Genomic DNA, 13,756 nt, shown 5'->3' with positions numbered 1-13,756 from the left:
AAGAGCCACCAGGCTGAGGGGTTTTTTTATTTCCCGCAGTTTCCAAAAATACAGATGATCCACAAGGAAGAGTCCGATGAGCAAAGGATCGCCGATCAGCCCCTCGCTGATGGCTACAAAGTCCGCTGGAGCCCCCAAAGCTCCGGAACGCGCCGACCGAACGGCTGACCACGCCGGTGTCGTCGCTGATCTTGCTGCTGTCTCTCCTGTCCTTGGGCCGAACAACGTTGTACCCCCAACGGTGATGACCGGCTCGCAAGCTATTGTCCGCTCGCTCGAAGAACTCGGCGTCGACGATATTTTTGGTTTGCCCGGTGGAGCGATCCTGCCTACCTATGACCCCTTGATGGCCTCCAGCATGAATCACGTACTGGTCCGTCACGAACAGGGAGCCGGCCACGCCGCGCAAGGCTACGCCATGGTCACTGGCCGGGTGGGCGTATGTATCGCCACCTCCGGCCCCGGTGCCACCAACCTCGTTACCGCCATCATGGATGCCCACATGGACTCCGTGCCGCTCGTGGCCATCACCGGCCAGGTGTCCAGCGGTGTGATCGGCACCGATGCATTCCAGGAAGCCGACATTGTTGGCATCACCATGCCCATCACCAAGCATTCGTTCCTGGTGACTGACGCCAACGACATCCCGCACGTGATGGCGGAGGCATTCCACCTGGCCGCCACCGGACGCCCCGGCCCCGTCCTCGTGGACGTTGCCAAGGACGCCCAGCAGGGTCAGATGACCTTCTCCTGGCCGCCGAAGATCGACCTGCCCGGCTACCGCCCCGTGACGCGCGGACACAACAAGCAGGTCCGCGAAGCCGCGAAGCTCATTGCGGCCGCCAGTAAACCCGTGTTGTACGTGGGAGGCGGTGTGGTGAAGGCGCACGCCTCGGCCGAACTCCGCGAGCTGGCCGAACTGACGGGCGCACCCGTCGTCACCACGCTCATGGCGCGCGGCGTATTCCCGGATTCCCACCCGCAGCACGTGGGCATGCCGGGCATGCACGGCACGGTGTCGGCCGTGACTGCCCTGCAGCAGTCGGACCTGCTGATCACCCTGGGAGCGCGGTTCGATGACCGCGTCACGGGCGTGCTCAAGACCTTCGCCCCGTACGCCAAGGTGATCCACGCCGACATCGATCCCGCCGAGATCTCCAAGAACCGTACGGCCGACGTACCCATTGTGGGATCGGTCAAGGAGATTATTCCGGAGCTCACAGAAGCGGTCCGCTCCCAGTTTGACGCTGCCGGTACGCCGGACCTCACCACCTGGTGGGCGTTCCTGAACAACCTCAAGGACACCTACCCCCTGGGCTGGACCGAGCCGGAAGACGGGCTTTCCGCCCCACAGCGCGTCATTGAACGCATCGGCGCGCTGACGGGCCCCGAAGGCATCTACGTTGCCGGCGTGGGCCAGCACCAGATGTGGGCGGCTCAGTTCATCAAGTACGAGCGTCCGCACGCCTGGCTCAACTCCGGCGGCGCCGGCACCATGGGCTACGCGGTTCCCGCGGCCATGGGCGCCAAGGTGGGTGAGCCGGACCGCGTGGTCTGGGCCATCGACGGCGACGGCTGCTTCCAGATGACCAACCAGGAACTGGCCACCTGCGCCATCAACAAGATCCCCATCAAGGTTGCCGTCATCAACAACTCCTCGCTGGGCATGGTGCGTCAGTGGCAGACCCTCTTCTACGAGGGCCGCTACTCCAACACCGACTTGAACACCGGCCACGAGACCGTCCGGATCCCGGACTTCGTCAAGCTGGGGGAGGCGTACGGCTGCGCGTCCTTCCGCTGCGAACGCGATGAGGATATCGACGCCACGATCCAAAAAGCGCTCGAGATCAACGACCGCCCCGTGGTCATCGATTTTGTGGTGAGCCCCGACTCCATGGTGTGGCCAATGGTGCCCGCAGGCGTCAGCAACGACCAGATCCAGGTTGCCCGCAATATGACCCCGGAATGGGAAGAGGAGGACTGATCATGAGCCGCCACACACTGTCCGTTCTGGTCGAAGACAAGCCCGGTGTACTGACACGCGTCGCGAGCCTGTTCGCACGCCGTGCCTTTAACATCAACTCCCTGGCCGTCGGCCCGACCGAAGTTCCGGGCATGTCCCGGATGACCGTCGTCGTCGATGCCGACGGTGACCTCATCGAGCAGGTCACCAAGCAGCTCAACAAACTGGTTAACGTCATCAAGATCGTTGAGCTGACCTCCGAATCTTCCGTACAGCGAGACCACATCCTGGTTAAGGTACGTGCGGATGCCGCGACTCGTTTGCAGGTGACCCAGGCTGCAGACCTGTTCCGCGCTTCAGTGGTTGACGTCTCCACAGACTCAGTGGTCATTGAAGCAACCGGCCACCCCGAAAAACTCACCGCACTGCTGTCAGTGCTCGAGCCCTTCGGCATCCGCGAAATTGTTCAGTCCGGCACCCTGGCCGTTGGACGGGGATCCCGCTCCATGAGTGACAGGGCTTTGCGCAGCGCTTAGGACACCGGGGCGTGGCCCCACGTGCAGCGCAATGCCCGTGCAGTACCGCAACACCCAGACTAATTACCCGAGAATCCACTCAAGAGGAGTTACAAAAGTGACTGAAATGTTCTATGACGATGACGCCGACCTGTCGATCATCCAGGGTCGCAAGGTTGCGATTGTCGGCTATGGCTCCCAGGGCCACGCCCACGCGCTGAACCTGCGCGACTCCGGCGTTGAAGTGACGATCGCACTCAAGGAAGGCTCTTCCTCGATCGCCAAGGCTGAGGACGCCGGCTTCACGGTCAGGAACGTGGCGGACGCCGCTGAATGGGCCGACGTCATCATGATCCTGGCACCGGACCAGCACCAGCGCTCGATCTTCAACGACTCCATCAAGGACAAGCTGACCCCGGGCAAGGCACTGGCCTTCGCGCACGGCTTCAACATCCGCTTCGGCTACATCAAGGCCCCGGAGGGCGTTGACGTAATCCTGATCGCCCCGAAGGCTCCCGGCCACACCGTGCGCCGCGAATTCGAAGCCGGCCGTGGCATCCCGGACATCATCGCCGTCGAGCAGGACGCTTCGGGCGCTGCCTGGGACCTGGCGAAGTCCTACGCCAAGGCCATCGGTGGAACCCGTGCCGGCGTCATCAAGACCACCTTCACGGAAGAAACCGAAACCGACCTCTTCGGTGAGCAGTCTGTCCTGTGCGGCGGCGTCTCCCAGCTGGTGCAGTACGGTTTCGAAACCCTGACGGAGGCCGGCTACCAGCCGCAGATCGCCTACTTCGAGGTCCTGCACGAGCTCAAGCTCATCGTTGACCTCATGTGGGAAGGCGGCATCGCCAAGCAGCGCTGGAGCGTTTCCGACACCGCCGAGTACGGCGACTATGTTTCGGGCCCGCGGGTCATCACCCCCGAGGTCAAGGAAAACATGAAGGCTGTCCTCGCCGACATCCAGTCCGGTGCCTTCGCCCAGCGCTTCATCGAGGACCAGGACAACGGCGGTGTCGAGTTCAAGGAGCTGCGCGCCAAGGCCGAGCAGCACCCGATCGAGGAAGTCGGCCGTGAGCTGCGCTCCCTCTTTTCCTGGCAGCAGCAGGACGCTGACTACGTAGAGGGCTCCGCAGCCCGCTAGGCTGCGCCCCACGCGCCATTCAGGGCGCACAGTGAGGCCGGGTTCACACTTAACAATGTGAGCCCGGCCTTTCCGTCAGCCTAGACTTGATTTATCCCCAGGACTGCAACGCAGAGGATCAGCCGTGTCAAAACCCGTAGTACTGCTCGCCGAAGAACTTTCGCCCGCCACGATCGAGGCCCTGGGCCCTGATTTCGAGATCCGCCAGACGGATGGCGCAGACCGGTCCCAGCTGCTCTCTGCCATCGCAGACGTGGACGCCATCCTGGTCCGCTCCGCCACGCAGGTGGACGCCGAAGCCATCGCCGCCGCGAAGAACCTCAAGGTGATCGCCCGTGCAGGCGTAGGCCTGGACAACGTGGACATCAAGGCCGCAACCCAGGCAGGCGTGATGGTGGTCAACGCGCCCACCTCCAACATCGTCTCCGCGGCGGAACTGACGGTGGGTCACATCCTGAGCCTGGCACGCCACATCCCGCAGGCCAGCTCCGCCCTGAAGGGCGGTGAGTGGAAGCGCTCGAAGTACACGGGCATCGAACTGTTCGAAAAGAAGGTCGGCATCATCGGCCTTGGCCGCATCGGCGCCCTGGTCGCTGCCCGCCTGCAGGGCTTTGACACCGAAATCCTCGCCTACGACCCGTACATCACCTCGGCCCGCGCCGCGCAACTCGGCGTAAGGCTGGTCAGCCTCGACGAACTGCTGAGCCAGTCCGACTTCGTGACCATCCACATGCCCAAGACACCTGAAACAGTCGGCATGCTCGGCGCTGACGCCTTCACCAAGATGAAGTCCACCGCCTACGTCGTGAACGTCGCCCGCGGCGGTCTCGTGGACGAGGAGGCCCTCTACGCAGCGCTCCAGGACCGCCAGATCGCCGGCGCGGCCGTGGATGTCTTCGTCAAGGAACCCAGCACCGACCTGCCCTTCTTCGCCCTGGACAACGTGGTGGTCACCCCGCACCTTGGCGCCTCAACCGACGAAGCGCAGGAGAAGGCCGGCGTCTCGGTTGCCAAGTCCGTGCGCCTGGCGCTTGCCGGTGAACTCGTTCCGGACGCCGTCAACGTCGCCGGCGGCATCATCGCACCCGACGTCCGCCCGGGCATTCCGCTAATCGAGAAGCTGGGCCGGATCTTCACGGCGCTGACCCACGCTTCGCTGACCCAGATCGACGTAGAGGTTGCCGGCGAGATTGCGGCCCTGGACGTGAAGGTACTCGAGCTCGCAGCCTTGAAGGGCATCTTCGCCGATGTCGTGACCGAGCAGGTCTCCTACGTCAACGCCCCCGTCATCGCGGAACAGCGCGGCATCAACACCCGCCTGATCACCACGCCGGAAGCGGAAGACTACCGTAACGTCCTGACTATCAGGGGCGCGCTGAGCGACGGCTCCCAGATCTCCGTGGCGGGTACCCTCACCGGTCCCAAGCAGGTGGAAAAGCTCGTTGGCCTCAACGGCTACGATGTTGAGATTCCCATCAGCGAGCACCTCGTTGTGGTTGCCTACTCGGACCGTCCCGGTGTGATCGGCACCATCGGCCACATCCTGGGCATGAACAACATCAACATCGCCGGCATGCAGGTTGCCCGCCAGGCAGAAGGCGGCCAGGTGCTGGCCCTGCTGACGATCGACAGCTCCGTGCCGCAGCAGGTCCTGGATGCCATCAAGGCAGGCATTGGCGCCGAAATGGTCCGAGAAGTGGACCTTGAGGACTAACATCCCCAGCGTCGTGAACTACGCGTGACCGCGCCCGAGCGCCGGCCACGTATGATTGGCCGGTCTGCTTACAATGGCTAGGTCCTGTTTCAGGACCGGGCCGGCAGGCCGGCCAGTACTTTTTGCACACCAGGCAGGAAACCAACCTCACATCCGCCAACCGCGGATGATGGTGTGCGCACGCAATCCAGGTTTCAGGGAGCCCAATGAACGCCGTCCAGAGGTTCATCAGAAGCAAAGTGCTGCTGCTGACCGCGGCCATCTTGATCGCAGCCATGTGCTTGTCGGTCCTCGTCCAAGGCCAGTCGCAGGCAGCACTCAACCGGACGGTGGATGAAAATTCACGCGGACTCTACGATGTCCTGGTCCAGTCCAAGGCAGGGTCCGGCGCGCTGATGCAGCCGGAAATAGCCAACGGCGGCGGCGGCATAAGTTTCGAGCAGCTGGAGTCCATCCGGGACCTTTCCGGTACCTCGGTTGCGGCGCCCATCAGCTTGGTCTCGCGCGTCACGCAGAACCTGGAAGCGCCGCGCCTGGACGCCATGGACTACCTGGGCTACAACGCCGGCCTGGCTGGCACCGCCACGGCCGACCAGGCAGCCGGGGCAACCGCCCCGAACCAATGGCCGGCGGCCGAATCGGTCCTGAGCGACACGGCCAAGAAGTACCGCCTCACGGCCAGTGCAGTAAGCTCCGACGGCGTCTCCGAGCGGACCCTCTTCAAATCCACAGCAGAAGGCACCCTGGGCAAGGCCAAGCTTGTGGAGGAACGGGCAGCCGGTGGAAGCAGCATCCGCATCGCCGCTCCCGAGGGCGAAACCGGGATCAAGTTCCCGGACCCTGCCGGCGGCTCCGAACACAACCTCTTTAACCTTTCCGTATCGCTGCCCCTGTCGCCCGAGGTAACGGAATCCGTCGTCGCCGTCGACCCTGTGGCGGAACGCGCGCTGCTGGGTTCGGCCGGCGACTTCCTGGCCCCGCTGGAAAAGGCGCCGCCCGCCGATGCCCGGAACGCCGGCGCCATCGGCCGTCACTTTGAGAGCCTCTTCACCAACGGCATCAGCATGGACGAGCTGGCGGAAGGCCCCGACTTCCTGGGGGTCAAGCTCAAGTACTGGGCACCGCTGATGACCCAGTACCAGCAGGCAAAGCGCAACGGCCAGCTCACCGCGGACTCGCAGGCCATCCCGCTGATCGTGCGTTCGGGCACGTCCCTTGACCTGAAGTACAACGTCAAAATCGAAGAGATCGACGGCTCGGGCAAAGTAGTCAACGAGGTTGGCACGGCGTCCCGTTCCCTGGACAAGGACTACCTGCCCTTCGTTTCCAAGGATCCGTTCGCACTTTCCTGGCCTGGGTCTACGGACCACTCGTCGCTTCTTGGCAGCCAGGGCAACTTCAACCAGGGCCTCTACACGCCGGCCACATGGAGCACGGACTTTGCCGCCGCGCCGAAATACACCGACGGCGGAACCGCCGCCAACGGTGCCGTCGAAAAGACGGCCGTTCCCGGGGAATGGGTGACCGTCAACCGGCTGCCCGAGAAGACACCTTCCGGTGGTCCGGTGGACCAGACCCAGCGCGAACCCGTGGATGAGCGCTCGTACCGCGAAAACCTGGACACGGGGGAGAAGCTGGCCGCTCCACTCGCCATGGTCTACGGGACCTTTGACCCGTCCGCCGTGGCAGAGGCCGCCGGTGACGTCAACCGCCTCCCGCTGGGAGGTTACGATCCCACGCCGTTCACGCTGAGCAAGGACGCCGAAGGCAAGGATGTCACCGCCACCGAGCTGAAGCCGTCCTTGAGTGCCACCGGACTGGCCAGCCAGTCGGCCGGTGCCATCACTGACTACTACGGCCTGGCTGCCGCCCGCGGCTATAAGGACAACGCCCCTGTCATCGACGCCGTCCGGGTCCGGGCCAAGGCGCCCGGCAGCTGGAAGCAGGCACAGCCCGACGTCGAACAGTTGGCCAGCGAAATCCGTGAGATGGGCCTGGAGGCCACGGTCGTGGCGGGTTCAGCCCGCGAGGACGCCAGCATCTTTGTTCCCGGATACTCCAAGGACGGCGCCGGGAAGGAATCAGCGCTGGGAACCGTCCAGCAGTCCTGGGTCCGGCAGAACGCCGCAGACGCCGTGACCGGCTCCCTCACCGGAACCAACGTCACACTCCTGTTCCTCACCCTCTGCGGAGCAGCGCTGCTGACCGGTGCCTCGACCGTCAGCTACATCCGCAAGCGCAGGACCGAAGCCGGGACGCTGCGCGCCATGGGCTGGACCCAGCGGCGGATCCGCAGCTGGGTGCTGGAGGAATTCGGGGTAGGCGCTGCGCTGCTCGCCGTGGCGGGAATCGTCCTGAGCGTTGCGAGCTGGAGCCTGACCACCGTCATCGTGTCAGCATCAGTCCTGGCCCTGTACGCGGCGGCGGCCTTCTTCGCGGCGCAGCAGCTGCGCCACCGCGACGAGGTGGACCAGGAACCGCAGCATGACGAGCGCCTGATTCCGGTGGATTCCCCGCTGACGTTCGCCAACCGCCAGCTCAGCACAAACAAGTTCAACACGTTGTCGCTGGCCGTGGCCGTGGGTGTCTTCGGGGCGGCAGTTGGCGGGCTGATCGCACTGCTCATCGACATCCCGCGGGCCGCCGGAGCCAGCGCACTCAGCGGGCTCGCTGCTGCAAGCGTCGCTCTACCCAGCATCCTTCTGGCGCTCTCGGGCGTGATCGTGGGACTCGTGCTCACCCTGGTGACCGGACGGTTTGAGCTGAATGCGAAACGCCAGTACCTTGGCATCCTTGAGGCCATGGGCTGGAACCCGGACATGCTCCGCCAGGTTCGGCTGTTCGAAAACGCGCTGGTGGGGACGGTGGCCCTGCCGCTTGGCGTCCTGGGCGCGCTGGGCATCGGGCTCCTCCTTGCCCCGTATGCCGCCCTGTGGGCCGGAGTCGCCGGCCTCGTGGCTGTACTTTGCTGGATACCGATTGCAACGAAAGTGGTCCAATGACAAACGAGACGAATGTTCACCGGAGCCGGAGGTCCGGCTCGGTTGAGGCGCCCCTGCAGACCCGCGCCAACACCATCGTCAAGGCCGAGGACCACGGGACCCCGCTGGAACTGAGCGACATCACCATCCGCTACGGCGGGGGCAAGAGCGGGGCCGAGGCCGTCAGCGTCGTCGAGGGCTTTGACCTGACGCTGCACGCCGGGGAGATGCATTGCGTGGCCGGCCGAAGCGGCTCCGGTAAAACAAGCATCCTGACGGTGGGCGCAGGCCTGACACTGCCGACGTCGGGCCGTGTCTTCTGGGAAGGCGATTCCCTTGAAAGCATGGGCGACGACGAAATCGCCGACCGCCGTCGAGCCCTCATTGGCTACGTGGACCAGGGCGGCGCGCTGATCGACGGCATGAGCGCGCTGGAAAACGTATTGCTTCCCGCCGTGCCCGACGGCGAGGTGGAGCAGCGCCGCGACATGGCCAAGGACCTGTTGGACCTCGTCGGGCTGGGCCGCCGGATGCGTCACCGCCCCGCGCAGCTCTCCGGCGGTGAGCGCCAGCGGGTGGCCATTGCCCGTGCGCTGATCCTGGGTACCCGTGTCCTGGTGGTGGACGAACCGACCGCCAGCCTCGACAGGGCGTCCGCCAACCGCATCATCAGCATCCTCAAAGACACCACGAATGACGGAATCGCAGTGCTGGTCGCTTCACACGACCACGAGCTGGTCCGCCTGAGCGATACGCTGACTGAACTCATCTAGCCCGTCCCTCCGCACCAAAGGTACCGTCCGAACGTGACTGCTCCAGAGAAATCCCCGTTCTACATCACCACGGCCATCACCTACCCCAACGGGGTGCCGCACATCGGTCACGCCTACGAGTACATCGCAACCGATGCAATGGCGCGCTTTAAGCGGCTGGACGGCTATGACGTGATGTTCCTGACCGGCACGGACGAGCACGGCATGAAGATTGCCCAGACGGCCGAAAAGGAAGGCATCACGCCCAAGGAGCTGGTGGACCGCAACGCCGAGGTCTACAAGGCCGCGCACTCGGCCCTGGGCATCACGTACGACCGGTTCATCCGCACCACGGATGAGGACCACTACGCCGCTTCACAGGCGATCTGGAAGAAGATGGAAGCCAACGGCGACATCTACCTGTCCAAATATGAGGGCTGGTACTCGGTCCGCGACGAGGCTTTCTACGTCGAGGACGACACCGTGGTCAAGGACGACGGCGTGCGCTACTCGAAAGAGACGGACACCGAGGTGACCTGGACTGCGGAGGAGAGCTACTTCTTCCGGCTGTCGGCCTACCGGGACCGGCTCCTGGCGCTGTACGAGGCGCAGCCCGAATTCGGCGCGCCGCAGTCCCGGTTCAACGAAGTCATCAGCTTCGTCAGGCGCGGCCTTGAAGACCTGTCCATCAGCCGCACCACCTTTGACTGGGGCGTCCCCGTCCCCGGTAACGACAAGCACGTGATGTACGTCTGGGTGGACGCGCTCACGAACTACCTCACCGGCGTGGGCTACCCGGACGTCGACTCGGAATCGTTCAGGAAGTTCTGGCCGGCCGACGTCCACATCATCGGCAAGGACATCTCGCGCTTCCACGCCATCTACTGGCCGGCCTTCCTGATGAGCGCCGGGCTCGAGCTGCCCAAGCGTGTCATGATCCACGGCTTCCTGCACAACAACGGCGTGAAGATGTCCAAGTCCCTCGGCAACGTAGTGGCGCCGGCGGACTTCGTGGCGCAGTACGGTCTGGACCAGGTACGGTTCTTCTTCCTCCGGGAGGTCCCGTTCGGCGCGGACGGCAGTTACAACCACGAGGCCATCGTGGGCCGCATGAACTCGGACCTGGCCAACAACTTCGGAAACCTGGCGCAGCGGTCACTGTCCATGGTTGCCAAGAACTGCGAGGGCCGCGTGCCGGTGCCCGGCGCCTTCACCGCCGCGGACACCGCGATCCTGGTACAGGCCAACGGGCTGCTTGAGACGGCCAGGGCTGCCTTCGAAAAACAGGAGTTCAGCCGCGCCCTCGAGGCCATCTGGGGCGTGCTGGGCGACACCAACGCCTACTTCGCGGACCAGGCGCCCTGGGTCCTGCGGAAGACCGACGTCGAACGCATGAACACGGTGCTGTACGTGACCCTGGAAGTGCTGCGGATTGTGGCCATCCTCGCTCAGCCGGTGATGCCCACCGCCACGGCGGCCCTTCTGGAGACTCTGGGCCAGCCCGACGGCGCGTCCCGGCAGTTCGCCGCACTCACCACGCCGATCGTCGCAGGTACGTCGCTGCCGGCTCCGGCCCCCGTCTTCCCCAAGTATGAGGAACCGGCCGAAGGCTAGCCGCCGGTTCCGGGTGCGAGAAGGATCTGCACGGCCTCCATCCGTTTGCCCATACCCGACGTTCCCGCGGTTCCGCCGTTGGCGACCCATGACTGCCAGCCCACATCTTGTACGTGGGCGCGGTAGTGGATGCTGTAATGGTTCGCCATCTCACCGGTCAGCCTGACTTCAAACGCTTCCAAACGTAGCCATTGCCCGGTCGAGCCGATGGGATTGGCCGAGGATGTCCACGGCTGCCAGCCGATCGCCTGCACATGCCCCCGCCACTCGATGTCCCCGGTATAAGCCATGCTTGATACGTTGAGGCGCAAGGCCTCGAGCCGAAGGGCCAGGCCCGTGGTCCCGGCGACGGTCCCATCCGAGACGTTCGCCATCCAGCCGAGGTTCTGAACGTGGGCGCCGTACACGGCAGTGAATGCTGGTGCGACCTTCGGAACCAACTCGATCGTAACGGCCTCCATCCGGAGACCTTGCCCGACGGTGCCGGCCGTGGCTCCGTCGATCCTGTACGGCTGCCAGCCGACGTTCTGCACGTGGGCGCGGTACCTGATGCTGTACTGCGAGGCCAGATTCCCCGTCAACCGCAGCTCTAAGGCCTCCAGGCGCAGACTGCGCCCGGTCGTTCCGATCGGGGACGCGGACGTCGTCCATGGCTGCCACCCGATGTTCTGCACGTGCCCCCTCCACAGAATGTCGCCCGACAGGCGGTCTCCTGCCACCGACAGGCGCAACGCCTCCATCGGCAGTGACCGGCCGGTCGTTCCTGCGGTGGCGCCGTCCGAGACACTCGGCTGCCAGCCGATCGTCGCGACGTGGGCCTGGTAGACCCCGATGCACGTCATGTCGTAGTCGTAGGTGCCGTCGGTCCATTGCGAGATGTGGACGGTGCCACCTGAGAAGCTGCGATTCACACAGAGGTCGGATGCTTCACTGGCGAAGTCGAGACGCCCTGCCGGTGACCAGACGGGCACGTCGGGAAGCTGCCACGATCCGGTGATGGCCTCCCAGCCGCTCAAATAGGAGTAGATCCCGTGCGGGTACCCGGCGTCCGCCAGTGCTGCAAGTAGCCCGGAGATGACGTACCGGTTCTCCTGCCGCTGGTCTGCTGTCGAGCTGGGCCAGGGCTGTTGCGGGCGGGGCTCGACGTCGACCCAGATTCTCTCCGGTCGCCATCCCACCTCATCGAGAGACGCGAGAGCCGCGCGACCCTCGGCGTACCCGACGTTGCGCAGCCGGTCCGGCCTGGTGCTTGCGGGCCAGGGGCCGTCGTCGCCGTAGGTGTCGTATTGCGCAGCGGAGGGGAACGTAGCCATGGCGTAGGCCTGGGCCCGGACGCCTCGGTCGAGCACCCACTGGAACTGCCAGGCCAGGCAGGGGTTCTCGGTGAACGCGAGTCCATTCGTCAGCCCTACGACCACGAACTCCGTGTTTTCCGGTGGCATCGGAAGACCGCCCGGACACTGTGGCCACGAAACGTCATGTCCGTAGTCGACTGCTCGGGCGGGTGCAGCGAACAGCACGCCGAGTGCGAGCACAAGTAAAACCGCCAGGAGCCGGGGGATGGATGCCCGGGAGCGGCGGCCAGGTCGAAGAGCACCAAGGCCGGCCATGATGGCCCCCCTATTCGAAAGGATGACCAAATTGTCCCACTCGGCCACCTTCGCGGCTAGTACTACGGTCGCGTTTATGGTAAAGGAGCGGGCCGAAGGTCTGGAGGAAATCGGCGATCTCCTTGGGCCGCGGCTTGTCCGGTCCGAACCACGGAGGAATGCTGTGCGGCGCGGGCTGCTCGACCGCGCCCTGGCTGCCGTGATCCCTCTCGCCCGGCTTTGGCATGACAAAACCCGCGGACACCCCATATACGCGACTGCAGTACTGGGTATTTCCGGGTGCACTACTTGTTTGTACCCGGACTGAGTACGGTTCAGCTGAGGCCAGTACCGACCGCCCCGGAATATGGGTATTGAGTACTGGAGACACGCCCGTAGCCGCTGCATAGCCTTATCGGGTTAGCAAACTGATGATTCGCATCTGGGAGAACCGTCGCTCCGATGCTGTCTGTTTGCCCATTTCGCCCTTGCGTCGGGGCGCCGTTTTTCCACACGTCTGATCAGTTTGGACCAGACAATGGATGGAGACGGAAATGAAACGGATCCTTGCCGCCTTGGGTATCACCGGACTCGCATTACTCGGTGCCACGGCTCCGGCTGCAGCAAATGACAACGCAAAAGCCGACCACAAGATCACCATTTGCCACGCCACCGGCTCGGCAACCAACCCCTACGTGGCGGTGACAGTTGACGTTCATGCGCTCAGCGCCCACATGGGCCATCAGCACGAAGAAGACATCATTCCGGCCAACGACGGGAAGGTCATACCGCAGGGCAGGAACCTGGACAAGGTGGACTGGTGGAACGCGGGATGTCAGAAACCGGGAGGAGTGGTCACCCCACCGACCGGCCACGGTGACCACAAAATCACCATCTGCCATGCCACCGGCTCAGCCACTAACCCGTTTGTGGTAATCACCATCGCCTTGAACGGGCTCCACGGACACGCCAGTGCCAACCACCAGCACAGCGAGGACATCATCCCGCCGAACAGTGGCACCATCGTGCCGAACGGCCAGAACTGGACGGCTGACGGGCAGGCGACGTTCAACAACGGCTGTGTGCCCAAGAAGGCGCCGGTTGTTCCACCTGTGGTGCCGCCGGTAGTTCCACCAGTGGTGCCGCCAGTGGTCCCGGGAGCAGTGCCGGGAGTAGTGCCTGGTGCTGTCAATCCCGGCGGAGCGGTTGTCGGAAAGCCTGCGGGCGCGGGTGCCGTGGTTGCCACCAACCCCGGCTTCAATGTCCAGACTGCAGTAGCAGGATCGTCTGACATTGGACTCGCCCCCTGGGCCGGAGGCCTGGCAATGATGCTGCTCGCAGCAGCGGGAGTAGCCGCCCGCAAGACGCTGCCGGCAAGCGGCCTGGTATCCCGGCGCCGGAAGGATTGATGACGGGAACTGGCGCCCGCAAGGGCGTTGCGTGAACGCCGGCAGGCGCCGTGGCCGCAAGGACACGGCGCCTGC

9 protein-coding genes are annotated in these 13,756 nt (G+C 64.4%); 8 read left to right on the top strand and 1 reads right to left on the bottom strand.

Annotation, left to right across the window (positions count from 1 at the left end):
• Positions 1-76: 76 nt before the first annotated feature.
• The 7 genes from AU175_RS16910 (at position 77) to metG (ending at position 10,683) form a co-directional block, all read left to right on the top strand.
• Complete coding sequence (locus AU175_RS16910; protein ID WP_066292304.1) at positions 77-1,984, top strand: acetolactate synthase large subunit; 1,908 nt, start codon at positions 77-79, stop codon at positions 1,982-1,984.
• Positions 1,985-1,986: 2 nt separating this feature from the next.
• Positions 1,987-2,499, top strand: a complete 513-nt coding sequence (ilvN, locus tag AU175_RS16905; RefSeq protein ID WP_055796055.1) for an acetolactate synthase small subunit — start codon at positions 1,987-1,989, stop codon at positions 2,497-2,499.
• Positions 2,500-2,596: 97 nt separating this feature from the next.
• Positions 2,597-3,622: a ketol-acid reductoisomerase gene (gene ilvC, locus AU175_RS16900; protein ID WP_066292301.1), complete on the top strand. Its 1,026-nt coding sequence runs from the start codon at positions 2,597-2,599 to the stop codon at positions 3,620-3,622.
• A 124-nt stretch (positions 3,623-3,746) separates the two neighbouring features.
• The gene (serA, locus tag AU175_RS16895; protein ID WP_066292298.1) at positions 3,747-5,336 is read left to right on the top strand and encodes a phosphoglycerate dehydrogenase; all 1,590 of its coding nucleotides are present in this window, start codon (positions 3,747-3,749) and stop codon (positions 5,334-5,336) included.
• 206 nt (positions 5,337-5,542) lie between these two features.
• Positions 5,543-8,338: an ABC transporter permease gene (locus AU175_RS16890; RefSeq protein ID WP_066292295.1), complete on the top strand. Its 2,796-nt coding sequence runs from the start codon at positions 5,543-5,545 to the stop codon at positions 8,336-8,338.
• A complete protein-coding gene (locus tag AU175_RS16885; protein WP_066292291.1) occupies positions 8,335-9,090 on the top strand; it encodes an ABC transporter ATP-binding protein in 756 nt (251 codons plus the stop codon). The genes AU175_RS16890 and AU175_RS16885 overlap by 4 nt, the downstream gene beginning before the upstream one ends.
• A 33-nt stretch (positions 9,091-9,123) precedes the next feature.
• Positions 9,124-10,683, top strand: a complete 1,560-nt coding sequence (gene metG, locus AU175_RS16880) for a methionine--tRNA ligase (protein ID WP_066292289.1) — start codon at positions 9,124-9,126, stop codon at positions 10,681-10,683.
• Here metG and AU175_RS16875 read toward each other — a convergent pair.
• A complete protein-coding gene (locus tag AU175_RS16875) occupies positions 10,680-12,125 on the bottom strand; it encodes a hypothetical protein (protein ID WP_231938637.1) in 1,446 nt (481 codons plus the stop codon). The two genes, metG and AU175_RS16875, sit on opposite strands and share 4 nt — an antisense overlap.
• A gap of 701 nt (positions 12,126-12,826) precedes the next feature.
• Here AU175_RS16875 and AU175_RS21855 point away from each other — a divergent pair.
• Positions 12,827-13,681, top strand: a complete 855-nt coding sequence (locus AU175_RS21855) for a hypothetical protein (protein ID WP_066292283.1) — start codon at positions 12,827-12,829, stop codon at positions 13,679-13,681.
• The last annotated feature ends 75 nt before the right edge of the window (positions 13,682-13,756 follow it).

Origin of the sequence: Arthrobacter sp. B6, from assembly GCF_001663775.1 — a bacterium.
GTDB lineage: Bacteria > Actinomycetota > Actinomycetes > Actinomycetales > Micrococcaceae > Arthrobacter.
Note: the sequence above shows the minus strand (reverse complement) of the source record. Positions and strands in the feature narration are given on the sequence as shown.

Coding starts and splice junctions, on each gene's coding strand:
- AU175_RS16910 (WP_066292304.1), top strand. CDS start 77: ATGAGCAAAGGATCGCCGATCAGCCCCTCGCTGATGGCTACAAAGTCC.
- ilvN (WP_055796055.1), top strand. CDS start 1,987: ATGAGCCGCCACACACTGTCCGTTCTGGTCGAAGACAAGCCCGGTGTA.
- AU175_RS16890 (WP_066292295.1), top strand. CDS start 5,543: ATGAACGCCGTCCAGAGGTTCATCAGAAGCAAAGTGCTGCTGCTGACC.
- AU175_RS16885 (WP_066292291.1), top strand. CDS start 8,335: ATGACAAACGAGACGAATGTTCACCGGAGCCGGAGGTCCGGCTCGGTT.
- AU175_RS16875 (WP_231938637.1), bottom strand. CDS start 12,125: ATGCCACCGGAAAACACGGAGTTCGTGGTCGTAGGGCTGACGAATGGA.
- AU175_RS21855 (WP_066292283.1), top strand. CDS start 12,827: ATGAAACGGATCCTTGCCGCCTTGGGTATCACCGGACTCGCATTACTC.